Source organism: Porphyrobacter sp. YT40, from assembly GCF_006542605.1.
Classification (GTDB): Bacteria; Pseudomonadota; Alphaproteobacteria; order Sphingomonadales; family Sphingomonadaceae; genus Erythrobacter.
In genome coordinates this window covers 527,770-549,911 of the sequence record NZ_CP041222.1, presented here as the reverse complement: position 1 = coordinate 549,911, position 22,142 = coordinate 527,770, and the positions used below count along the sequence as shown (strand labels likewise).

Sequence of the window (22,142 nt, the reverse complement as noted above, 5' to 3'; positions counted from 1 at the left end):
AACCGCAAAAGCATCACGCGCACCCGGCCCGCAAGGGTGCCCGGCAGCACGCGGAACGCTTTTGACACCGGTGCCCGGCTTCGCCAAGCCCCATCGCGCGGCGTGCGCGCGGGCGGGGGAACGACAGGGTAATTGGCCTCAGCGCCGCTCGCGGAAGAAGCCGCGCAGCAACTCGGCCGCCTCGTCTTCGCCGAGGCCGGCATAGATCTCGGGGCGATGGAGGGTCTGCGGCTGGTCGAACACCCGCGCGCCATGCTCCACCGCGCCGCCCTTGGGATCGCTGGCGGCGTAATAGAGTCTGGCGATTCTGGCGTGAGAGATGGCGCCCGCGCACATCGCGCAGGGCTCCAGCGTCACCCACAGGTCGCAGCCCGTCAGGCGCTCGTCGCCCAGCGCCTGTGCTGCGCGGCGAATCGCGAGAATTTCGGCATGGGCGGTGGGATCGTGATCGGTGCGCGGCGCATTATGCGCCTCGGCGATGATCGCGCCGTCCTTCACGATCACGGCTCCGATCGGCACCTCGCCGGCAGCGGCAGCGGTGCGGGCCAGCGCAAGGGCGCGCCCCATGAAGCTGCGGAATCCCGCCTCGCTCATGCGGCGCGCCCCTGAAAGGCAGGCTTATTCTTCGCCGGTCGCCGGCGTGCCTTCGGCATCGGGCATGGTGACATCGACATCGGGAACCGTGACGGTCGTCTCCTTGGTGCCGACATCGACATCGGCGGTTTCCACATCATATTCGGGAAGTTCGCCGCCCTCGACATTCACTTCGGGCATGTCGCCTTCCTTGGTCTGGTCGACATCGCACGCGGCGAGGCCGAGTGCAAAGGTTGCGGCGAGAGTGCTGGCGATGATACGCTTCATGTTCGTTCTCCTGTTTGCACGCAAGCAGGGTCGAACCCCCTCGCGATCTGGGGGGGAGAGGCGACCGGTGGCTCGGGAAGTTCCCTTGTCCATCCGGCAACCGGCCAGAACGTGGCTTATGCAGGGCGAACCGATCGGGCCTGCCCGAAAGGCGCAAGCGGGTTGACGATTCGGCCCTTGCCCGTTATGCGCGCCGCTTTCCTTGTCCGGGCTCGAGCCTGGGCCCGAACCTTACGAGAAGAGACACACCATGTCGCGCATCTGCGAACTGACCGGCAAGGGTCGCCAGGTTGGCCACAATGTGAGCCACGCCAACAACAAGACCAAGCGCGTCTTTCTGCCCAACCTGCAGAACGTCACGCTGATGAGCGAGAAGCTGGACCGCAGCTTCAAGTTCCGCGTGTCGACCCACGGTCTGCGCTCGGTCGAGCACAATGGCGGGCTCGACAACTGGCTGCTCAAGACCAGCGACGACAAGCTTTCGGCCAATGCGCTGAAGGTGAAGCGCGAGCTGGTGAAGGCTCAGGCCGCGGCCTAATAAGGCGGGGCCCCTCGGGGCCTTGGCAAACCGATCGGGCGTCCGGCATTCCGGGCGCCTTTTCGTTTGTCCGCTGCGCGCCCGTTCAGGCGGCGGGGTCGAAGACCAGTTTCACCAGCAAGGTGCGCTGGATGACCGACAGATTGTCGTCGGATATCAGCCACACGTCGATCCGCCCGTCGGCGCGCGGGCGCAGGGCGAGGCCTTCGTAATTCTCGCGCGGGATCGCGGGATCGAGCTGCAGCACCGTCTCGGGCGCGAAGACGCCGCCGGCCACCGGCGGCGGGCCGATCGCGATCAGGCTGGTGAAGGTCGGAAAGGCCCAAATCACGTCGCGCATCAGCACGATCAGCCGGCCATCGGGCAGTTGCGCCATGTCGGTGGCGGCAAAGCCCGGGGCGGGGTTGCGGAAGGCGAAGCGCTGCATGGGCGCGCCCTCGACCGGGTCATCGGCGAAGATCACCCCCTTGCGCCCGCCTTCGGGCAGGACCACGAAGCGCCCGTCGGCAAGCCGCGTCATCGCCTCCGCCCCGCCATTGTCACCCCAGTCGACCTCGCCGGTGAGGTCGCGCTTGCCATCGACGATGCCTTCGCGGGTGAAGCGGTGGATGGTGTGGTGGTTCTCGTAGCCGAGCCAGTACCGCCCGGTCGCGGGATCGCGGGTGGCGGATTCGATGTCCCAGAGGTCGTTCGCATCCGCGCGCGCGACCAGCTGGCGGTCGATCAGCTCTTGCGGGTCTTGTGCATCGGGCGCGATCAGCGTCATGCGAAAGGCGCGGTCGGTGAAGGCGCGCAGCCGGTCACCGGACAGGGCCAGCAGCGCCGAATAGCCGCCGAACATCAGGCTTTCGGCATCATATTCCCACACCCCGGCAATGTCCCAGCCGGGTGTTCCCGTGGGGCCGGGGCCTTGCAGCCGGGTGACGGCGACATCGCGCGGCGCGGAGTTGGGCAGCGGTGTCCGCACCCATGTCCCCGGCGCGCAGAGCAGCGCCACGGCCAGCGCCGCGAGAAGCCTGCGGGGCCTTGCCACCTCAGTTCATCGGCCCGGTGAACAGCAGCGGATCGAGCCGCGCATCGCCCCATTTGAGGCTCCAGTGCAGATGCGGCCCGGTTGCGCGGCCGGTTGCGCCGACATTGCCGATATGCTGGCCCTGCGTCACCGCCTCGCCCTCGCGCACAACAATCTTCGAGGCGTGGAGGAAGGCGCTGTTGAGCCCGCTGCCGTGATCGATGATGATCAGCCCGCCTTCGAGGCTGAAGCCGGTGCGCGCCAGCACCACCACCCCATCCGCCGGGGCGACGAAGGGCACCCCGTTGCCCGGCGCGATGTCGATGCCCGTATGGAAGGCGCCCGGCTCGCCATTGTAGATCCGCTGGCGGCCGAAGCGACCGGAAATGCGTCCCCTCACCGGCCACATGAAGTCCTGCCGCCACCCCTTCGCCCCGGTGCGCTGCGCGCGGGCGGCGTTGATGGCGTTGTATTCGGGCTCGCGGATTTTCCAGTAGGCCTCGTCCGAGCCGCCGCCGCTGCGCCGGGCCGTGGCGATCCGCTCGATCTGCCATTGGCGCGGCGCGATGGCGAGCGCTTCGCCATGCACCTGCCCGCTCGCCAGCTGCGCTTCGATCTGCACGGCAGCGGGCGCATCGCGGTCGAAGGCAGCGAAGAAGCTACCGTCCTCGGCGAGGTCGACCGGCGTGTCGCCGACCGTCACCGCCACCGCTCCGGCGGGCGCGAACCCGCGGATGAAGCCGCCCTGCGTCAATGCGCCGGACCATGCAAACCGCGGGGTCTGCGCGTGAGATGCCCCGTCTTCGGGAGTGGATGCCGGACTGGCCGCAGCCCACCCCAGCACGGCGGCGGCCATCAAGGCCGCAAGCGCGCGCAGGCCCGGAGTTCCGCCCGCCCTGGTCCCCGCCCTAGTCAAGGCCAAGCAGGCGGCGCGTGGCGATCTCGCACGAGGCATAGGCCTCCTGCCGCTCGGCGCTCCAGTAACGCAATTCGGCGAGCGGGATCGCCTCTCCCGTCACCGCGCAGAGCACATGGCTGCCCGGGCGCAGGATGCGGAAGCTCGAGGGGCCGTAATAGAGCTTGGCGGTCTTGTCGGCGGAGGACATCAGCATGGACAAGGTGATAGCACCGTGTGGCTAACCGAACAAATCATCTTGTGCCGGCGGGCGCGACGCGGGGCGCTTGCGGGCCGGGGCGGGGGAGGGAGTCGGAGCCGGTGGCGGCGCGCCATCGGCGGGAAGCGCGGCGAGCGTGCCGTCGCGGAACTGCACCAGCAGGCGCGCCTCGCCCGCAGCTTCGGCGCGGGTGGTCAGCGCCTGCCCCGCCGCCCCGCGCACGATGGCATAGCCGCGTTCGAGCGGCTTTTCGGGGTGGAGCTGGCTCATCACACGGGTCAGCGCGGCGAGCCGGTCTGCGCCTTGGCGCAGGGGCCGCTCGACCAGTGCCGGGGCCAGCCGCGCACGCTCGAGCCGCCGCTGCGCCTCGGCGGAGGCGCGCGACAGCAGGCTGGGAGAAAGCCGCGCCGCCACCCCCGCCAGCCGCTCGCGCCCCTTGGCAGACCGATCACCCAGCGCGCGGCGCAGGCGTTCGGCGAGGTCGTCGAGCCGCTGCGCCTGCGGCTGGAGCAGGTTTTCGGGGCGCGGCAGCAGCCGGGCGCGGGCTTCGAGCCGCTCGCGCCCGAGTTCGAGCGGGCGGTACACCGCGCGGCGCTGGCGCGCGGCGAGATCGGTGAGCGTGAAGGCGAGATCGGCGCGCACCGGCACCGCCATTTCGGCGGCGGCGGTGGGGGTGGGCGCGCGGCGGTCGGCGGCGTAATCGGCGAGCGTTGTGTCGGTCTCGTGTCCCACCGCGCTGATGGTGGGGATCGTGCATTCGGCGATGGCGCGCACCACCGCTTCCTCGTTGAAGCTCCACAGGTCTTCAATGGAGCCGCCCCCGCGCGCGACGATCACGAGGTCGGGGCGCGGGATGGGCCCGCCGGCCTGGATCGCCGAGAACCCGCGCACCGCCGCCGCGACCTGCTCCGCCGCGCCTTGGCCCTGCACCAGCACCGGCCAGACGATGACATGCGTGGGGAAGCGGTCGGCGAGGCGGTGGAGAATGTCGCGGATCACCGCGCCGGTGGGCGATGTGACGACGCCAATGGTGCGCGGCAGAAACGGCAGGGCGCGCTTGCGCTCGGGCGCGAACAGGCCCTCCGCCGCCAGCCGTGCGCGGGTCTTCTCCAGCAGCGCCAGCAGCGCGCCCTCGCCCGCGAGTTCCAGACTGTCGATCACGATCTGGTATTTCGAGCGGCCCGGATAGGTGGTGAGCTTGCCGGTGGCGATCACCTCCAGCCCGTCCTCCGCGCGGAAATTGAGGCGCGCGGCGTTGCCCTTCCACATCACCCCGTCGATCACCGCGCCTTCGTCCTTCAGCGCGCAGTAGAAATGCCCCGAAGCCGCGCGCTTCACCCCCGACAGCTCGCCGCGCAGGCGGACGAAGCCGAAGCGGTCCTCGACCGTGCGCTTCAGCAGCGCGGAAATCTCGCTGATGGTCAGCGGCTGGGCGTTGTCGCCCTGCCTTTCGCGCGCTACCAGCCCGGCATCGTTATCGGAGTTGGGCGGAGGGGCCATGAATATCCTGCTTCTGGGGTCTGGGGGCCGCGAACATGCGCTGAGCTGGAAGCTGGCGCAATCCCCCGCCTGCACCCGGCTCTACGCCGCCCCCGGAAATCCCGGCATCGCCGAGGAGGCCGAGTGCGTCGCGCTGGACGTCACCGACCACGGCGCGGTGATCGCCTTTTGCGAGGCGGAGGAGATCGACCTCGTCGTCGTCGGCCCCGAAGCGCCGCTGGTGGACGGGCTGTCGGACTCGCTGAGGGCAGCGGGCGTACCGGTGTTCGGCCCCTCGCAGGCGGCCGCGCAGCTGGAAGGCTCCAAGGGTTTTACCAAGGACTTGTGCGCCCGCGCGGGCATCCCCACCGCCGGTTACGTGCGCACGTCCAGTCTCGCGGAAGCCCGCGCCGCGCTCGCCCGATTTGCCGCGCCTTACGTTCTCAAGGCCGATGGGCTGGCGGCGGGCAAGGGCGTGGTGATCGCCGAAACCCTCGCCAAGGCCGAAGAAACCCTTGCCGACATGTTCGGCGGTGCTTTCGGCGGCGCGGGCGCGCAGGTGGTCATCGAGGAGTTCATGGCTGGCGAGGAAGCGAGCTTCTTTGCGCTCACCGATGGCACCACCATCGTCCCCTTCGGCTCTGCGCAAGACCACAAGCGCGTCGGCGACGGCGATACCGGCCCCAACACCGGCGGTATGGGCGCCTATTCCCCCGCGCCGGTCTTGACCGCCGACTTGCAGGCCCGCGTCATGGCCGAGATCATCGAGCCGACGGTGCGCACCATGCGCGAGGAGGGCAACCCCTATCAGGGCGTGCTCTTCGCCGGGCTGATGCTGACCGCCGAGGGGCCGAAGCTGATCGAATACAACGCCCGCTTTGGCGACCCTGAATGCCAGGTGCTGATGATGCTGCTGCGCGATGATCTGGCGTGGATGATGTGGCTGTGCGCCACCGGCAAGCTCGACGAATTGGACGCAAGATCGCCCGAGTTCGAGGCTGCCTTTGCCCTGACGGTGATCATGGCCGCCAAGGGCTACCCCGGCACGCCCGAAAAGGGCGGCGCGATTGACCTCGGCGGCCCGCACCATGAGTGGGTGAAGATCTTCCACGCCGGCACCGCGCTGAAGGACGGCACGCTGGTGGCGAACGGCGGCCGCGTGCTCGCCGTCACCGCTATGGGCCGCACCGTCACCGAAGCGCAGCGGATCGCCTATGAAGCGGTCGACGCGATCGCCTTCCCCACCGGCTTCTGCCGCCGCGACATCGGCTGGCGGGAGGTTGAGCGCGAGGCTTCAGCATAGCAGCGGCTTTGCCCCGCTTCTGGAACCTTCCTGCTGTTCAGCAAACGACCCCGAGGCGGAAGTTGGCGATTGCCATGATCGTCATCCCAGCGAAAGCTGGGATCGTTCTCGCTCTTGCGTTCGCTCACGGCGATGACGGCGCGGAAAATCGAACTGGTCGAAACGACAAACCCTGACGGGAGTGATATTTTCGCGCAAATCCACTGATCGACGGCGATCCCAGCTTTCGCTGGGATGACGAAGAGGCGGAGCGTCGCATGCCCACGGACGCGCTGCAAATTTGATCGCGATCAAAGACACGTGTTCGCGGCGGGCCGATAAGGCCAGCATGACCCACCGCCTCACCCTCCTCGTCCCGCTCGCCCTTCTCGCGCTCGCCGCCTGTGCCGCGCCCGGCACCGACAATCCGCCGCCGATGCTCGGCAAGCGCACATCGCCTTCGGTCGATACCCGCGCCCCGGCATTCGTCGAGGGCGCGTGCGGGGGGTGCCATGCGGTGGAGCCGCCGTTCCTGTCGCCCAACCCGGCCTCGCCCAGCTTCGCCGCGATCGCCAACCGGCGCGGGCTCTCGGAAACGTCGCTCGCCGACTGGCTGGCGAATGCGCACAACTATCCCGAGGACATGGACTTCACCCTCACCCGCGCCCAGATCGACCAGATCGCGCGCTACATGGTGACGCTGCGCGACGCCGGATACGTGCCCGACGAGTGAGCTTTCCTACAGGCGGCAGACCGCGCTAGGGTGCGCGCCGCTCTTTGCCCCCGGCTCTTCTGCATCGTCAGCCCGCTCGCCAGCAACGAAACTCCCCTCGCAAGGGGTCCGGAGTTTTGCTCCTGGACAGTGTCTCATGTGTCTCCACACCCGGGAAACACGGCCGGAAGCTGAACGGGTTCTCCAGCGATCTTGTGGCGATTCGAAGGCCCGCGATCAGAACAGGCTCAGCACCATCTTGAAGATCAGCGTCAGGCCGAAGGGCAGGCCGATCGCCAGCGCCCACAGCGTCGCAATGTCGCGGCGGAAGGCGGGGGCATAGGCCGGATCGACCGCTTCGGCGTCGCTCAGCACCGCCCAGCGCTTCTCGAACCAGCGGCACACCGGGATGATGCCCGCGACCAGCACCACCAGCGCGAGATAGGGCAGCAGGGTGGAGGAGCCCTCCGACAGCGCCTTGACCGTCACGAAGATCTGCAAGGCGGTGTAGACCAGCAGCCCGTAGGCGACATGATCGCTCATCGCCTTGCGCCAGTCGCGCGCCCGTTCGGCCGGCAGAGCCTCCCCGACGCCCTTTGCTCCATGCTTGTGCAGATTGACCATATGCGCCGCTCCCCAACGGTCTGTTGTGATGCGGGCACTATCGCAAAGCTTGTCCATGCTTGCAAGAAGCCGCGCAATTCCGCCATTTTGTTGCGTTTCGCGCATCAGGCGGGCCCCAAGCGGCGGGAATTGCAGCGGCTTTGATCGCGCCCTGGCTGACTGCGGGAAGCTAAGCAAAAATCCTGCCAAACGCCCCGTGCCCCTTTTCTGGCGGGCCAAGGCTGCTAAGGCTGGCAGGCGATGAGCAGCACGACCCTTTCCGAACCGGGCATCGAGCCTGCCCCCGTCCAGCCCATCGGCAGCGGGCTGGAGGTGATCTCGATCGCCAAGAGCTACGACAAGCGCGCGGTGCTGACCGACATTTCGCTGAACGTCGCCAAGGGCGAGGTGCTCGGCCTGCTCGGCCCCAACGGCGCGGGCAAGACCACCTGCTTCTATTCGATCATGGGTCTGGTGAAGCCGGATTCGGGCCGCATCCTGATGGACGGCGAGGATGTGACCAAGCTGCCGATGTATCGCCGCGCGATCCTTGGCCTCGGCTATCTGCCGCAGGAAACCAGCATCTTCCGCGGCATGACGGTGGAGCAGAACATCGCCTGCGTGCTCGAGATGGTCGAGCCCGACAAGGCCACCCGCGCCTCCGAGCTGGAGCGGCTGCTGGGCGAGTTCGGCCTGACCCGCCTGCGCGAATCGCCCGCGATGGCGCTCTCCGGGGGTGAACGCCGCCGCTGCGAGATCGCCCGCGCGCTGGCGGCCAAGCCTTCGATCATGCTGCTCGACGAGCCGTTTGCGGGCATCGACCCGCTCTCGATCAGCGACATCCGCGATCTGGTGAAGGATCTGAAGCAGCGCGGCATCGGCGTGCTGATCACCGATCACAACGTGCGCGAGACGCTCGACATCGTCGACCGCGCCTGCATCATCTATGGCGGGCAGGTGCTGTTCGCAGGGTCTCCGCAGGAACTGGTCGCCGACGAGAACGTGCGGCGGCTCTATCTCGGCGAGAGCTTCACGCTCTAGCGAACCGCGATGGCGCTCGGCCCCCGCCTCGATATCCGGCAGACGCAATCGCTGGTGATGACGCCGCAATTGCGGCAGGCGATCAAGCTGCTGGCGGCCTCCAACCTCGAGATCGAGACCTTCATCGCCGAGGCGCTGGAAGCCAACCCGCTGCTCGACACCGGCGGGCCAGCCGAACCGGGCGAGCCGGAGCGGATCGAGATTGCCGCGCCCGCGGGCGAGGAGGCGACCGCCGATCAGCTGATGCTGGCGGGCGGGGGGGAGGGCGACGCGCCGCTCGATCTCGGCGCGGTGGACCGCGATTTCGACACCGGCGACGGCGCGGGGCCGAGTATGCGCGATGCCGAATGGGGCGCGGCGGCAGGCTCCGGCGGCGACTTCGACGAGATGCCCGACTGGGAGCAGCTGCGCGCCGCCGAGGTCACGCTGGTCGAGCATCTGGAGGGCCAGCTCGGCGCAGCGGCCAGCGACCCGCGCACGCTTGCCATCGCGCGCCACATCATCGGGCTGCTCGACGAGGCGGGGTATCTCACACTCCCGCTTGAGGAGGTGGCCGACGATCTCGGGGTCGATGTCTTCGATGCCAAGGCGGGATTGCGACTGGTGCAGTCGCTCGACCCATCGGGCATCGGCGCGCGCAATCTGGCCGAGTGCATCGCGATCCAGGCGCGCGAGGCGGACCGTTACGACCCCTGCATGAAGGCGCTGATCGACAACCTCGATCTGGTCGCGCGCGGCGAGGTGGAGCGGCTGAAGCGCCTGTGCCGCGTCGACGACGAGGATTTCGCCGACATGCTGCGCGAGCTGCGCAGCTACAACCCGCGCCCCGGCCTCGCCTTCGCGCCCTCGGACGCGGGAACGGTGGTGCCCGACATCCTCGTCACCGCCAATGCCGCCGGGGGGTGGGACATCGCTTTGAACGAAGACACCCTGCCCAAGCTGATCGTCAACCGCGGCTACTTCGTGGAGCTCAACGCCGGCGCGACCAGCCGCGAATCGCAGGGCTGGCTCAAGGAGAAGCTGGCCGATGCGCACTGGCTGATCCGCGCGCTCGACCAGCGGCAGAAGACGATCCTCAAGACCGCCGCCGAGATCGTGAAGAAGCAGGACGGCTTCTTCCGCCGCGGTGTCTCCGAACTGCGCCCGCTTACGCTGCGCGAAGTGGCCGAGCAGATCGAGATGCACGAAAGCACGGTCAGCCGCGTCACCAGCAACAAATATCTCGCCTGTGCGCGCGGCACCTTCGAGCTCAAATATTTCTTCACCAGCGGGGTCGGCCGAATCGGAGAGGGCGCCGATGGGGAAGGCGCGTCGAGCGCGGCGATCAAGGCGCGGATCAAGGCGCTGATCGATGCCGAGACGGTGAAGAACATCCTCTCCGACCAGCAGCTTGCCGAGATGCTCCAGAAGGAAGGTTTCGACCTCGCCCGGCGCACGGTCGCCAAATATCGCGAGGCGATCGGGCTGGGATCGAGCGCCGAGCGGCGGCGGGCGAAAAAGCTGGCGGGTCTGTAGCGCGCCGACCCTTGGCCTTGCGCCGGTGACGGATCACCAGGATCGGTTGCAGGTCTCGAACGCCGCGAGCGCATTGGCCAGCGCGGGCTGGGGCGGGGCGAAGTTGTGCAGCAGCACGCCGTCCTTGTCGAACACCTCCCAGCCTTGCGCGCCGGTGAGCAGATTCGCGCGGTTTTCGGGGCTGAGGCCGCCGGTTCCGACATAGAAGGCATCGGTGCTGACATCGGTTTTCAGCGCCACGCGGGTGATCGCCGGCGTATCCGGGCCAATCGTCTTGATGGTGAAGGGCCTGATTTCCTCCGGCTGCACCGGCACTGCAAAACGCATCGTCCGCAGCAAGGTCTTCGCGCCGCCGAGCACCATCATCGTGCGCCCGTGCCGGTTCTGGTTGACGGTCAGGGCGAATTCGCGCCCCGCCGCGCTGGCCTGCAGGCCGAGCTCGCACGACCCGAGGCTGCCCTCGCGCTTTTTTACCGTCAGCCGGAACCCGCCCTGCGTGACGGAATGGAGCGTCTCGGCGGTTTGCTGCGCCGCGCGCGCCGGTGCCTGCGGGGTGAGGCCCGTCGCCACGATCGCTACTCCCGTCGCCGCGGCTTGCAGAATTTTCATGATGTCTCTCCGCCAGATTGGGGGGCGGCGATATCAGCCCCGGCGGCGGCGCCCTAGTGACAAGGCCTGTCATCTTTGCCCGCTTAGCGGCGCAGGGCAAAGAAACTCGCGGGCGCATCTTAGCACTTTCCCGCAGTGGGCAGAGCGGTCGTAAAGCTTTATCCCTGTGGCGGTTTTGCCCCTGCCGGGGGTGTGACTCGAAAGACTCACTTCAAAACGTTAACGCCTTAAACATCTTATTAACCTTTTTTGGTGAGAAGTGGCGTGGTTAACAGACGGCAACCTCTCCTAAGCAGGGGTTACCAGGGGTAAGACAGGGGACTAAGATGCGCGTTCTGCTGATCGAAGACGAACCGACCACCGCCAAGGCGATCGAGCTGATGCTCACGACCGAGGGCTTCAACGTCTATTCGACCGATCTTGGCGAGGAGGGTTTGGACCTCGGCAAGCTGTATGATTACGACATCATCCTGCTCGACCTGAACCTGCCCGACATGCATGGCTATGACGTGCTCAAGAAGCTGCGCGTCGCCAAGGTGCAGACCCCGGTGCTGATCCTTTCGGGCATTTCCGAGATGGATTCGAAGATTCGCAGCTTCGGCTTCGGCGCCGATGACTATGTCACCAAGCCGTTCCACCGCGAAGAACTGGTCGCCCGCATCTATGCCGTGGTGCGCCGTTCGAAGGGCCATTCGCAGTCGGTGATCCGCACCGGCAAGCTCGCCGTAAACCTCGACGCCAAGACCGTCGAAGTCGATGGCGCCCGCGTGCATCTGACGGGCAAGGAATATGCGATGCTGGAGCTGCTCTCGCTTCGCAAGGGCACCACGCTCACCAAGGAAATGTTCCTCAACCACCTCTACGGCGGGATGGACGAGCCGGAACTCAAGATCATCGACGTGTTCATCTGCAAGCTGCGCAAGAAGCTGTCGCTGGCCTGCGGCGGCGAGAACTACATCGAGACCGTGTGGGGCCGCGGCTATGTGCTGCGCGACGACGAAACGGTGGTCGAAGCGGCGTAATTTGTTGCGAGGGCCCATCCGGGCCCTCATCCTCGCTGCCTTTCGATCCCTGCGGGATCGAGCAGCTGCGGGCGGCCAGTCGGCCTTGCGGCCCTTTGGGCCGGGGCTGTTTTCGAACGTGCTTGCCCCCTTGCTCCCCTCCCCTTGGGGAGGGGTTGGGGGTGGGGGTACGGCGCTCTTGATGGAGCATGGACGCCGGGGGCCCTCGCTCCGGGCGTTCGCGCTTCAGCCTGTCCGCTTGAACACCACCGCCTTGGGATCGGGCATTTCGCCGTTGGCCCAGACGATCGTCTCGGTCATGCTCTGGCCGTTCTTCGCCACGGTGTAGACGCGGGTCGACACCCGCTCTCCGCCCTTCGCCAGCGTCATCACCAGCGTGTCGGGTGCCGGCTGACGCAAAGCGACCGAATCGACTTCGGCGAAGTTTCCGCCGACCGGCACCGCCACGCCATCGGTTGCAGCGGTCGATTCCGCCTTGATCGTCCCGCCGTCGCGGTTTTCGATCAACACCACCGTATGCATTCGCCCGTCGGCTTGCGGCGTGAAGGTAATCGTCACGTCAAGCGGGCGCTCGTTCTCGGGGAGCCGCGTGACATCGAGCGACCAGCGCCCGGCCAGCGGGGAGGTCGCCTGCGCGGTTTGCGCGGTTTCGACCGCCTCGGGCCGGGTAGCGGTGCCGGCAGCGAGCGCGAGGCCCAGCACGGCGGCGGGGAGCAGGAAAGCCATGGCGATTCGTCCTTTCGTCCAAACGAACCCCGGTTTGCGGGGCACGGACAAAGCCTCGGACGAACGCGCCGACGGCGACAGATCGATTTCCTCGTCCCAGATTTTTTGTGCCGCCAATTGCCGCGCCAGTTCCCGGCTGCTGCCCACCCCCGTTTTGCGCCGCGCCTCGCGCAGGCGTTCATTGATCGAAGCTTCCGAGCGCTCCAGCTGCGCCGCAATCGACTTCACCGTGTGCCCGCCTGCCAGCAGGCGCAGGATCTCAAGCTCCTTTGCGGACAGCGTATCGGCAGCACCGGTCGGCAGGGTGGACATGGTCCCTGCTCACCACAGTGCGGCTCCTCGCGTCCAGCACGATTTTCTTGTGCCGCGCCGGGCACCGTGCCAAGCGCCCGCACCATGACGGCATTCAAGGAAGGCGACCCCACCACCATTGCGCGGCTCTATGGCCGCTCGGTCGGGAAGAAGCTGCGCACCTATCAGCAGGGGTTGGTCGACAACCTCCTGCCGCAGATCGCCGTGCCTGCGGAAGGCCCGGTGACCTCCGAGGTGCTGTTCGGCGAATCGCGCCCCTTGCATTTCGAGATCGGCTTCGGCGGGGGCGAGCATCTGGCCTACCGCGCCGATCTGCTGCCCGATCACGGCTTCATCGGCGCCGAGCCCTTCGTCAACGGCGTGGCGCAGGCGCTGACCCATGTGGCCGACCAGCGGCTTGCCAATATCCGCCTGCATCATGGCGATGCGCTCGAGGTGCTCCAGCGCATCCCCGACGGAGCGCTGACGATGCTCTACCTGCTCCACCCCGACCCCTGGCCCAAGGCTCGCCACGCCAAGCGGCGGATGATGAACGATGGGCCGGTGCGGCTGTTCGCGCAGAAGATGAAGCCCGGTGCCGAATTCCGCTTCGGCACCGACCACGCGGTCTATCTGCGCCACGCGCTGATGGTGATGCAGCGTCACACCGACCTGTTCGAGTGGGTGGTCGAGAAACCGTCCGACTGGCAGGTGCGGCCCTCCGGCTGGCCCGAGACGCGCTACGAGCACAAGGCGCGCACCGTCTATGGGCATGAGGTGTGGTACTTCCGGTTCCGGCGGCGTCAGGCTGCGATGTCTTCATAAAATCAACATCTTGTGCTCCAGCGCACGATGTCGGCTTCGCGATCAGGCGCGTCAGGTCATCTGGCCGCACGCATCGCAAGGTCATTCCTGCTTCGGCCCGATATCGGGCCAACCGCCCCTTTCCCGCCTTCATCGTGGCATCACGAAAGCCAAGCTGATAACCGGGGCAGGCAGGGCGTGGTGGGACAGGGATAGCGACAAATCGAAATGCAGTGGCTTCGACCTGTTGCACAGCGCGATCAGCGATTGTGGTCATTGCTCTGCGCGCTGTTGCTGCCTGGCTATATCGTGGTCTTCGTATCCGATGGCCTCGCGCTGTCGGGTGCAACCATCATCAATGCCTTGGGGAGTGCGGGGTCGCTCTGGGTGGTGGGGCTGCTGGCCCGGCCCGCTTTCGAGCGACTGCTTGCGGTGCAACACACAGCCTGGCGAATGATCGCGCTTGTTGTGGCGGGATTGCTATTCGCAGTCCTGTGGTACGTTGTCGTCGCCTCATTTCTCGGATGGGCCAACGCCGGTTTTCGCGCTGGCGGGAGCATTCCGGACTTCAGCGGGCCGGCGTTCCGATGGCAGATATTGCAGGGCTTTCTGGCCGCAGCGGTGTTGTTCGCTCTCGTCGATGCCACATTGATGTCCCAGCGAACGGTCGAGACCGGCCACGCCCCTGCCCCGCCCGACAAGGAGGGGCCGCGTCATCTTCTCATCCGTGATGGCGATGAGATCATCCGGATTGCGGTAGACGAGATCGTTTCGCTCAATGCCGGAGACGAGCAGGTCACGGTGAGCGCCGGAGCGCGGAAGTTGACGGTCCGCCGCAGCCTCAATGAGCTGGAAGAGCAGTTGCCCGAACACTTCCTGCGCATCCATCGCTCCGCCATCGTCAATCTGAACGCGATCGAGCGACTGGAGCCTGCAGGCAGCGGGCGGCTGAGCGTGCATTTGTCGGACGGCACGTCGCCGGTTGCCAGCCGAAGCGGTGCGCGGGCGCTGCGGCAGCGCGCAATCTAGCGCTCCAACTGCCCCGCCATTTCGACCACTGGCGGACGCGGTCTGTCCATTCGCGGGATTTTTGGTGGTGAGGCCGCTGATTCGCCTAACAAAATTGGATGAAAGCGATTCCATCGTCATTCCGCTGCCTGATCGCCATGTTCGCAACGGCGCTTTGCGCGGCGCACCCCGCCCATGCCCAAGGGGAGGACACTCCCGCTGTCGAGCCATGGGGGAATCTGGCCCCGGTTCGCGCGGATATGTCGCGGCCTCCGCGCGTGCCGCGACGCAATCCGGAGGCCGGGGCGAGCGCCTATACCAACGGCTGGTGGTGGGAAGAGCAACCCGGGGGCCCGCGTTTCGTCCGCGGAACACGCTATGCGAAAGACGGCGTGTTCACCTCCGCGCGGCCCGATGGAGATGTGCGGATGGTCGACCTTGAGGGCCGCTGGATCATCCCGCCGCTCGCGGAAGGTCACAACCACTTTCTGGAGGGCCCGTGGGCGCTCGGCCACATGAACGAACTCCTTTCGCAAGGGGTGTTCTATTACAAGAACCCATCGTCCGTCGGCCCGGTGGTGCGCGCCCATGCCGCCTTGTTCAACCGGCCCGGCGCGATCGACGCGGTCTGGTCGCATGGATCGCTCACCAGCGCCGGGAGCCATCCCACGCAACTCTATGCGCGGCTGAGCGGAATCTACGGCATCGCGCCCGATGATCTGGACGGGAAGGCCTATTTCCTCGTCCCCGATATCGCCGCGCTTGAGCGCCGATGGCCCGAAATCCTGGATGGGGCGCCCGATTTCATCAAGCTGATCTTCGATGATGCAAAGGGCGAACTTGGCGACAGGCCGCACGGCACACCGCCCGATGTCGCTGCGCGCACGGTCGCTCTCGCCCACGCTGCCGGACTGTCTGTCACGGCCCATGTCGTCACCGCGGCGGACATGCGGGTGGCGCTCGACGCCGGGGTCGACGAGATCACGCATCTGCCCGGCTGGAGCTGGGAGAACTACGGCGAGGAATATTTCACCATCGATCCCGAACTGGCAGCAGATCTTGCACTTCGGAACGTCGCTGTCGTTGCCACCGCCAGCATCGCCGCGGAGACTGACGGTCGCTGGCGGCAGGCTGGATGGACGCCGACCGCGCTTCAGGCATTGCAGGCCCACAATCTGCAGACCTTGCGCGCGGCCGGGGTGCGCATCGCCATCGGATCCGACCAGCTGCGCCCGATCCGTGACGAGGTCGATTATCTTCGCCTGCTCGGGGTGCAGAGCGATGCCGCATGGCTTGCGGCGTGGATCCGGACGGGCCCCGACACCGTCTTTCCGCAGCGCGCGATCGGTCGGCTGCTGCCCGGCTACGAGGCGAGTTTTCTCGCGCTCGCCTGCGATCCGCTCACGGATTTCGACTGCATCGCGCAAATCGGTCATCGCGAGAAGCAAGGCCAGGAACTGGTCGTCGCGGCAGCGTCATGATGCGGCTGTTTCGGGACGCCTTGGCCTTTGCGTGCTTCGTGCTGTTGTGCGCCTGCGTCACGCCGGGCGGGACGGGTGGTGCGGTCACGCACTTCCGGGACGGCCAGTGGTGGGACGGTACGCGCTTTGTCGCCGACGACAGGTTCGTTCGCGATGGCCGGTTCGTGGCGGAAGATCGCGCCACCACCATGATCGATCTCGGAGGAGCATTTGTCGTTCCCCCGCTCGCCGATGGCCACGCCCACGGCTTCGATACACCCGAACTGGCGCGCTCGCAGTCGGCCGACTGGCTGCGCGACGGGATTTTCACGGTGCTGTCGCTGGGCGGACCGGTGGCCGAATTGCCGGCGGCGCATCAGGCGCTGAACGGCAGACCGCCGAGCGTTCTGTTCGCCGGAGCCATGCTCACCTCGCCCGGCGGGCATCCGATCCCCTACTACGAAGCGCCGGCGATAGGGCTGAACTGGTGGCGCGCGTCGCCGGAGGAGCGGGAGCGTATCCGGGCCAGCCGCCTGCTGGAGGGGAACGTCTACTTTGCACTCGGATCGCCCGCCGACGTCCGGGGCCGATGGCCCGAAATTCGCGCGACCCGCCCCGATTTCATCAAGATCGTGCTCGATGGCGGCAATGGGCTTGCCAGGCCCGTCGCGATCGAAGCGGCGCGCCTTGCGCATGCCGAGGGCCTGAAAGTCGTCGCGCACGTCCAGACCGCCGCGGACGTCGAAACGGCCTTGCTGGCCGAGGCCGATCTGCTGGCCCATGCTCCCGACTACGATCGCCTCGCCGATCCGCTTCCGCCGGAAATAGTGGCCGACATCGCCGCGCGGGGGATACCTGTGGTGCCGACCTTCGCCCGCGAGCTGGCGATGGAGCGCTGGGCGCCCCCGGCGGCACGCCGCGACGAAGCGCAGGCCATGGCATTGCGGGCCTCGCATCGCGCGAGGCTCCGCGCCATGCACGCCGCCGGCATCGCCCTTGTCGCCGGTGCCGACCTCAATGGTCTCACTGCGCTCGACGAGCTGGTCTATTGGCAGGACATCGGCGCGTTCGACGGATCGACCCTGCTCGCAATCGCGACCGCGGGCACGCTTGACCAATGGGCCGGGCTGGCAGAACGCTGCGGGCTGTCTGTCGGCTGCTCCGCCACCTTCGTCATCATGAACAACAATCCCGCCGAGGATATCGCCGCTTTCCGGGCATGGAGCGGCGCATACAGCGCAGGCCTCGCGCTGAATTCCGCAAGGTTGCAAGCTGGAGCTGGCGGGGACGCACTCAATTATGCCTCGCAACCCAAGCGATTGCGGTCGTCGCCTTCGCGCCCGCCCCAACCCCAATGATCACCCACATCACCCAGAACAGAGGAGCATGCACGTGAATTTCTGGCCTTTCATTGTCATCATTTTCGGCATGGCAGCGATTGCCGCCGCGATCATGGCTGTCCGATCGCCCAAGGAGAAGCAGGGTCAGTTCTTGCTGCTTGCTGCAGCCTTGATGATGCTGACAACCACGTTGCTGCTGTTGCAAAGGGTGTTCGGATGAACCACGTGCGCCCCCCCTGAAGTCCGCCCCGTAATGACGGGCACCCGGCAAGGCTTCGGCTTTGGAGCCAGACTGGCCGTGTCCTGACAGCCCGGAATCGTGGCGGGTCGCAGTCCGTCGGCAATCGGGCCCCATACCGCCAGTCTGTTGTTATGCGCGAAGCGCTGAAAGCGGACCCAGATGGCCGCCCCACCGGCCAAACCGTCAGCCGGATTGCACGGCTCTCGCTTGCCACGATCGCGACACCCGGAGGCACAAGACCATCCGCGCATCGACCGATCCCCGCGATCGTCAGGGCTGCTTCCGCGGTTTCAGCACCGATGGCATCGGGATCGCGTAGAAGCGGGTCCCCTGCTCGTCGGACTGGCCGAAAATCACCGTATGTCCGCCGATTACCTGCACGGCGGTGTCATTGCCCGGGCTCGAAAGCGGCGCACCGAGCGCGCGGGGCGCGCTCCAGCCATCGCCTTCGCGCAGGGTCATGTACATGTCCTCCTGCGTGCCGGCGCCTGCCAGATCATAGTTCGAAAACAGCAGGAAGGACCCATCCGGCGCGAGAACCGGATAGGCCTCGCCTGAGCTGTCGCCGGTTTGCAGCTCGTTGAGATTGCGCAGAACCCGGAAGTCCAGCGGATCGGTGCCGACGGCGACTTCGTAGAGCCCGATGCGCGCCTCGCCGTCCAGTCTGCGATCGGTCCACATCACGCCGAGCCCGCCCGCCGCGGTGCTCAGCGAAACCTCGCCGTAAGCCGGTGTGGCCGTCATTCGCTCCACCTGCTTCCAGCCCGAGCGGCGCGACACGCGGTAGAGATCGCGGTTGGGGTTCTCCGGCTCTTCGGCCTTGTGGCGGTCGCTGCTGAAATAGACGTATTCGCCGTCATGGCTGGAGATCGGGTTGCCTTCGGCCGCAGCAAGGTCTGCGAAGGGCGCGGGCTCCAGCGCGGACCACGCATTGCCACGCCACTGCCGCATCATGATCCGGCGGTTCTCGCCATCGTCATCGCCCGTGCCGACGAACATCGTTTCCAGATCGATGCTGAAGGTCACGTCCCAGGCATTGAAGCCCTGCGGAAAGAAACCGGCGAGGATGATGCGCGGCTCCGGACCTTGCGCGGCCAATTCGACCGCGGGTCCGAAGGCCTGCCCCTGTTCGCTCCAGTAGCGGAACGGCCCGCGCTTCATGCCGAGATCGAATTCGCCGTGAAAGGCCTTCTGACCATTGGCGTGCCAGCCCTCGCTCGGGCCGTGCCACAGGTCGCGCGTGACGTAGGAGCGCTCGCGCACGATGCCGTTGGGGTGAAAGTACATCCACACCCCTTCGCCCTTGTCCTCGCGCCATTCGGCCACGAGGGTCAGATTGCCGTCCGCATCCCACTCCTGAAACAGCCCGTCGAGCTTGCCGTTTTTCCGGAAGGCGCGTTTGGCGAGGCGGCCATTTTCGTGCTGCGTGATCTCGGTTGTGACCGCCGGGTCGCCCGGAACGGGGGTCAGCGCCGGGTCATAACCCCCGGCTCCCGCGGGTGCGGCGATGAGGAGCGCGGTGACGGCGAGGGCGGCGCTTCTGTATCTTTGCTTCATGCCTTTGAAATAGCAGAGCGCGCTCCATCGAAGTGCGCAAAAATGTTCTGTTCACGACCGCAAATGACCATATGCTTGCGCTACATGACCAATAAACGCCAAACCCATCTCGACAGGCTCGATCGCGCGATTTTGACCGCAATGCAGCAGGATGCCGCCCAGCCTGTCGCACAGCTTGCCCAGCAGGTCGGCAGTTCGGAATCGAGCGTGCGCCGGCGCATCAGGCGGCTGCGCGCGGATGGCGTGATCGAGCGTGAGGTCGCGCTGCTGAGCCACCACCACGGCGGGATCGAGATCATCGTCACGGTAACGATGAACGAGGAGCATTCGAGCCGCTACGACGCGCTCAAACGCAGGTTCCAGCAGGACGACGCGGTTGCGCAATGCTACCGCGTCACGGGCGAGGCGGACATGATCCTGCACGTGCGCGTGATGGACATGCGGCAATACGAGACGTGGCTGGAGGACAATATCCTGTCCGATCCGGCCATTCGCCGCTGCACCTCGCACGTGGTCTATTCGCGGATCAAGTTCTCGACCGCGATCCCGTTCGCCGATTGAGCAGCATCACCCCACCACGCCCGCGCTCGCCAGCACCGCCAGCGTCAGCACGTCCGGCACCGCTGCGGTCATCGGCACGATCTGCACCGGCTTTTCCACGCCCAGCAGCATCGGGCCGATGGTGGCGTTGCTGCCCAGCTCGCGCAGCAGCTTGGCCGAGAGGTTGGCCGATTGCAGGCCCGGCATGATCAGCACATTGGCCGGGCCCGACAGGCGGCTGAAGGGGTAGAGCGCCATGACCTTGGGGTTAAGCGCGGCATCGGGCGCCATTTCGCCCTCGTATTCGAAGCCTGGATCCTCGCGGTCGAGGATCGCCACCGCCTCGCGGATATTGTTGAGCCATTGGCCCGACGGGTTGCCGAAGGTCGAATAGCTGAGGAATGCCACGCGCGGCTCGTGTCCCATGCGCCGAGCGACCGCGGCGGTTTCCTTGGCGATATGGGCCAGTTCCTCGGCGTTGGGACGCTCGTTGATCGTGGTGTCGGCGAGGAAGGTGGTGTGGTTCTTGCCGACCATCATGTGGATCCCGAAAGGCAGCGCGCCTTCCTTGTGATCCAGCACCAGATTCACCTCGCGCACGGTCTGCGCGAAGGTGCGGGTCATCCCGGTGATCATCCCGTCGCCATGGCCGAGCGCCACCAGCAGCGCGGCAAAGACGTTGCGTTCCTGATTGACCATGCGGCGCACGTCACGCTCGGTAAAGCCGCGCCGCTGGAGCCGCTTGTAGAGATAGGCCACCATCGCCGGCACGTGTTCGCTATCGGCCGAGTTCTGGATTTCGAAGCTGCCGGGATCGCTCACCGAAAGCTGGTGCAGCTTGTCGAGCACCGCCTTGGTGCGCCCCACGAGGATCGGGGTGCCGTAGCCGAAATCGCGGAACTGGATCGCGGCGCGCAGCACCACTTCTTCCTCGGCCTCGGCAAAGACCATGCGCTTCGGATTGCTGCGTGCGACCTCGTAGACGCCCGAAAGCACCGAGGTCGTCGGGTTGAGGCGGCTGCGCAGCTGCATCCGGTAGGCCTCGAAATCCTCGATTTTTGTCCGCGCGACGCCGGAGTCCATCGCCGCCTTGGCCACCGCCGAGGAGACGACCTCGATCAGGCGCGGGTCGAAGGGGGCGGGGATGATGTAGTCGGTGCCGAACTTGTGGTTCTTGCCATAGGCGCTCGCGACTTCCTCGGGCACCTGCTGGCGCGCAAGCTCGGCGATGGCCTTCGCGGCGGCGACCTTCATTTCCTCGTTGATGGTGGTCGCCTGCACGTCGAGCGCGCCGCGGAAGATGAAGGGGAAGCCGAGGACATTGTTGACCTGATTGGGGAAGTCCGAACGGCCCGTGGCGATGATCGCATCGGGGCGCACGGACTTGGCCTCGTCGGGCATGATTTCGGGCACGGGGTTGGCCATCGCGAAGATGATCGGCCGGTCGGCCATCTTCTTCACCCAGTCGGGCCTGAGCGCACCCGCCGCGGACAGGCCAAGGAAGATGTCCGCGCCCACAAGCGCCTCTTCGAGGCTGGTGGCCGTGGTTTCGACCGCGTGCGCGCTCTTCCATTGGTCCATGCCCTCGCGGCCCGGAGTGATCGGGCCGGAGCGGTCGCACAGGATGACGTTGTCGTGACGCACGCCCATCGCCTTGATCAGCGCGGTGCAGGCGATCGCCGCCGCGCCTGCGCCGTTGACCACCACTTTGACGTCGCGGATGTCGCGCCCGGTCAGGTGGCAGGCGTTGAGCAGGCCCGCTGCGGTGATGATCGCGGTGCCGTGCTGGTCGTCGTGCATCACCGGGATCTTCATCCGCTCGCGCAGCGCGGCTTCGATGATGAAGCATTCGGGGGCCTTGATGTCTTCAAGGTTGATGCCGCCGAAGGTCGGCTCCATCAGCGCGACGGCGTTGATGAAGGCTTCGGGATCTTCGGTGGCGAGTTCGATGTCGATCGAATCGACGTCGGCGAAGCGCTTGAACAGCACCGCCTTGCCCTCCATCACCGGCTTGGAGGCAAGCGCGCCGAGATTGCCGAGGCCGAGGATCGCGGTGCCGTTGGAGATCACCGCCACGAGGTTCGCCTTGGCGGTGTAGCGTGCGGCGAGCGAGGGATCGGCGGCGATCGCTTCGACCGGCACGGCCACGCCGGGGGAGTAGGCCAGCGACAGGTCGCGCTGCGAGGTCATCGGCTTGGTGGCGACGATCTCGAGCTTACCGGGGCGGATCGTTTCGTGGTAGAACAGCGCCTCGCGCGCGGTGAAGCCGCCCTTATTCTGGGTGCCGTTTTCGTCGGCCATGGTGCCTGATCCCTCTTGCAATCCGTAACGTCGCTTGGCGCTTAGCGTCGCGTGACGCGATGCGATAGGGCGGAAATCGCAAGGG

General features: G+C 66.6%; 23 protein-coding genes. 12 read left to right on the top strand and 11 right to left on the bottom strand.

Going from position 1 to position 22,142, the window contains the following annotated elements:
• Positions 1 to 138: 138 nt before the first annotated feature.
• Positions 139 to 594 (bottom strand): nucleoside deaminase, encoded by a 456-nt coding sequence (locus E2E27_RS02575; protein ID WP_234036159.1) that lies wholly within the window; start codon positions 592 to 594, stop codon positions 139 to 141.
• Positions 595 to 618: 24 nt separating this feature from the next.
• Positions 619 to 861, bottom strand: a complete 243-nt coding sequence (locus E2E27_RS02570) for a hypothetical protein (RefSeq protein WP_141457542.1) — start codon at positions 859 to 861, stop codon at positions 619 to 621.
• 250 nt (positions 862 to 1,111) lie between these two features.
• Between E2E27_RS02570 and rpmB the strand changes: the two genes are divergently transcribed.
• The gene (rpmB, locus tag E2E27_RS02565) at positions 1,112 to 1,399 is read left to right on the top strand and encodes a 50S ribosomal protein L28 (RefSeq protein WP_141457541.1); all 288 of its coding nucleotides are present in this window, start codon (positions 1,112 to 1,114) and stop codon (positions 1,397 to 1,399) included.
• A gap of 85 nt (positions 1,400 to 1,484) precedes the next feature.
• Here the strand turns inward: rpmB and E2E27_RS02560 are convergent, their stop codons facing one another.
• The 4 genes from E2E27_RS02560 to xseA are packed head-to-tail and all read right to left on the bottom strand — an operon-like array spanning position 1,485 to position 5,026.
• Positions 1,485 to 2,396 (bottom strand): esterase-like activity of phytase family protein, encoded by a 912-nt coding sequence (locus E2E27_RS02560; protein ID WP_141457540.1) that lies wholly within the window; start codon positions 2,394 to 2,396, stop codon positions 1,485 to 1,487.
• 37 nt (positions 2,397 to 2,433) lie between these two features.
• Positions 2,434 to 3,267, bottom strand: a complete 834-nt coding sequence (locus E2E27_RS02555; protein WP_141457539.1) for a M23 family metallopeptidase — start codon at positions 3,265 to 3,267, stop codon at positions 2,434 to 2,436.
• Between the two features lie 52 nt (positions 3,268 to 3,319).
• Positions 3,320 to 3,523, bottom strand: coding sequence for a DUF2093 domain-containing protein (locus tag E2E27_RS02550; protein ID WP_141457538.1), 204 nt, complete (start codon positions 3,521 to 3,523; stop codon positions 3,320 to 3,322).
• Between the two features lie 24 nt (positions 3,524 to 3,547).
• Positions 3,548 to 5,026, bottom strand: a complete 1,479-nt coding sequence (gene xseA, locus E2E27_RS02545; RefSeq protein WP_141457537.1) for an exodeoxyribonuclease VII large subunit — start codon at positions 5,024 to 5,026, stop codon at positions 3,548 to 3,550.
• Here xseA and purD point away from each other — a divergent pair.
• Complete coding sequence (gene purD / locus E2E27_RS02540; RefSeq protein ID WP_141457536.1) at positions 5,025 to 6,308, top strand: phosphoribosylamine--glycine ligase; 1,284 nt, start codon at positions 5,025 to 5,027, stop codon at positions 6,306 to 6,308. The two genes, xseA and purD, sit on opposite strands and share 2 nt — an antisense overlap.
• Positions 6,309 to 6,636: 328 nt before the next feature.
• Entirely contained in the window at positions 6,637 to 7,020 is a 384-nt protein-coding gene (locus E2E27_RS02535) for a hypothetical protein (RefSeq protein WP_141457535.1), read from the top strand.
• A 216-nt stretch (positions 7,021 to 7,236) separates the two neighbouring features.
• Here the strand turns inward: E2E27_RS02535 and E2E27_RS02530 are convergent, their stop codons facing one another.
• On the bottom strand, positions 7,237 to 7,623 hold the full coding sequence (locus E2E27_RS02530; protein WP_141457534.1) for a hypothetical protein: 387 nt from the start codon (positions 7,621 to 7,623) through the stop codon (positions 7,237 to 7,239).
• Positions 7,624 to 7,863: 240 nt separating this feature from the next.
• Here E2E27_RS02530 and lptB point away from each other — a divergent pair, with 240 nt between their 5' ends.
• Positions 7,864 to 8,643, top strand: coding sequence for an LPS export ABC transporter ATP-binding protein (gene lptB / locus E2E27_RS02525; RefSeq protein ID WP_141457533.1), 780 nt, complete (start codon positions 7,864 to 7,866; stop codon positions 8,641 to 8,643).
• Between the two features lie 9 nt (positions 8,644 to 8,652).
• Positions 8,653 to 10,158 (top strand): RNA polymerase factor sigma-54, encoded by a 1,506-nt coding sequence (gene rpoN, locus E2E27_RS02520; protein WP_141457532.1) that lies wholly within the window; start codon positions 8,653 to 8,655, stop codon positions 10,156 to 10,158.
• Positions 10,159 to 10,191: 33 nt separating this feature from the next.
• Here the strand turns inward: rpoN and E2E27_RS02515 are convergent, their stop codons facing one another.
• The gene (locus E2E27_RS02515; RefSeq protein ID WP_141457531.1) at positions 10,192 to 10,767 is read right to left on the bottom strand and encodes a hypothetical protein; all 576 of its coding nucleotides are present in this window, start codon (positions 10,765 to 10,767) and stop codon (positions 10,192 to 10,194) included.
• A gap of 326 nt (positions 10,768 to 11,093) precedes the next feature.
• On the opposite strand from E2E27_RS02515, the gene ctrA reads away from it, so the two are divergent.
• Entirely contained in the window at positions 11,094 to 11,789 is a 696-nt protein-coding gene (gene ctrA / locus E2E27_RS02510) for a response regulator transcription factor CtrA (RefSeq protein ID WP_086606719.1), read from the top strand.
• A gap of 225 nt (positions 11,790 to 12,014) precedes the next feature.
• On the opposite strand, the gene E2E27_RS02505 is transcribed toward ctrA, so the two are convergent.
• Positions 12,015 to 12,827, bottom strand: a complete 813-nt coding sequence (locus E2E27_RS02505; protein ID WP_141457530.1) for a helix-turn-helix domain-containing protein — start codon at positions 12,825 to 12,827, stop codon at positions 12,015 to 12,017.
• Between the two features lie 84 nt (positions 12,828 to 12,911).
• Here E2E27_RS02505 and trmB point away from each other — a divergent pair, with 84 nt between their 5' ends.
• The 5 genes from trmB (at position 12,912) to E2E27_RS18600 (ending at position 17,638) form a co-directional block, all read left to right on the top strand.
• Positions 12,912 to 13,631 (top strand): tRNA (guanine(46)-N(7))-methyltransferase TrmB, encoded by a 720-nt coding sequence (gene trmB, locus E2E27_RS02500; RefSeq protein WP_141457529.1) that lies wholly within the window; start codon positions 12,912 to 12,914, stop codon positions 13,629 to 13,631.
• Between the two features lie 207 nt (positions 13,632 to 13,838).
• Positions 13,839 to 14,639, top strand: a complete 801-nt coding sequence (locus E2E27_RS02495) for a LytR/AlgR family response regulator transcription factor (RefSeq protein WP_141457528.1) — start codon at positions 13,839 to 13,841, stop codon at positions 14,637 to 14,639.
• Positions 14,640 to 14,896: 257 nt separating this feature from the next.
• Positions 14,897 to 16,099, top strand: coding sequence for an amidohydrolase family protein (locus tag E2E27_RS02490; RefSeq protein ID WP_234036158.1), 1,203 nt, complete (start codon positions 14,897 to 14,899; stop codon positions 16,097 to 16,099).
• Complete coding sequence (locus E2E27_RS02485; RefSeq protein ID WP_141457526.1) at positions 16,096 to 17,436, top strand: amidohydrolase family protein; 1,341 nt, start codon at positions 16,096 to 16,098, stop codon at positions 17,434 to 17,436. Before E2E27_RS02490 ends, E2E27_RS02485 begins: the two co-directional genes overlap by 4 nt.
• Before the next feature lie 34 nt (positions 17,437 to 17,470).
• On the top strand, positions 17,471 to 17,638 hold the full coding sequence (locus tag E2E27_RS18600) for a hypothetical protein (protein WP_181443530.1): 168 nt from the start codon (positions 17,471 to 17,473) through the stop codon (positions 17,636 to 17,638).
• Positions 17,639 to 17,929: 291 nt separating this feature from the next.
• On the opposite strand, the gene E2E27_RS02480 is transcribed toward E2E27_RS18600, so the two are convergent.
• Positions 17,930 to 19,216, bottom strand: a complete 1,287-nt coding sequence (locus E2E27_RS02480; protein ID WP_141457525.1) for a toxin-antitoxin system YwqK family antitoxin — start codon at positions 19,214 to 19,216, stop codon at positions 17,930 to 17,932.
• Positions 19,217 to 19,300: 84 nt separating this feature from the next.
• Between E2E27_RS02480 and E2E27_RS18595 the strand changes: the two genes are divergently transcribed.
• Complete coding sequence (locus E2E27_RS18595) at positions 19,301 to 19,777, top strand: Lrp/AsnC family transcriptional regulator (protein ID WP_181443529.1); 477 nt, start codon at positions 19,301 to 19,303, stop codon at positions 19,775 to 19,777.
• A 6-nt stretch (positions 19,778 to 19,783) separates the two neighbouring features.
• Here the strand turns inward: E2E27_RS18595 and E2E27_RS02470 are convergent, their stop codons facing one another.
• Positions 19,784 to 22,057 (bottom strand): NADP-dependent malic enzyme, encoded by a 2,274-nt coding sequence (locus E2E27_RS02470; RefSeq protein WP_141457524.1) that lies wholly within the window; start codon positions 22,055 to 22,057, stop codon positions 19,784 to 19,786.
• Between the last annotated feature and the right edge of the window lie 85 nt (positions 22,058 to 22,142).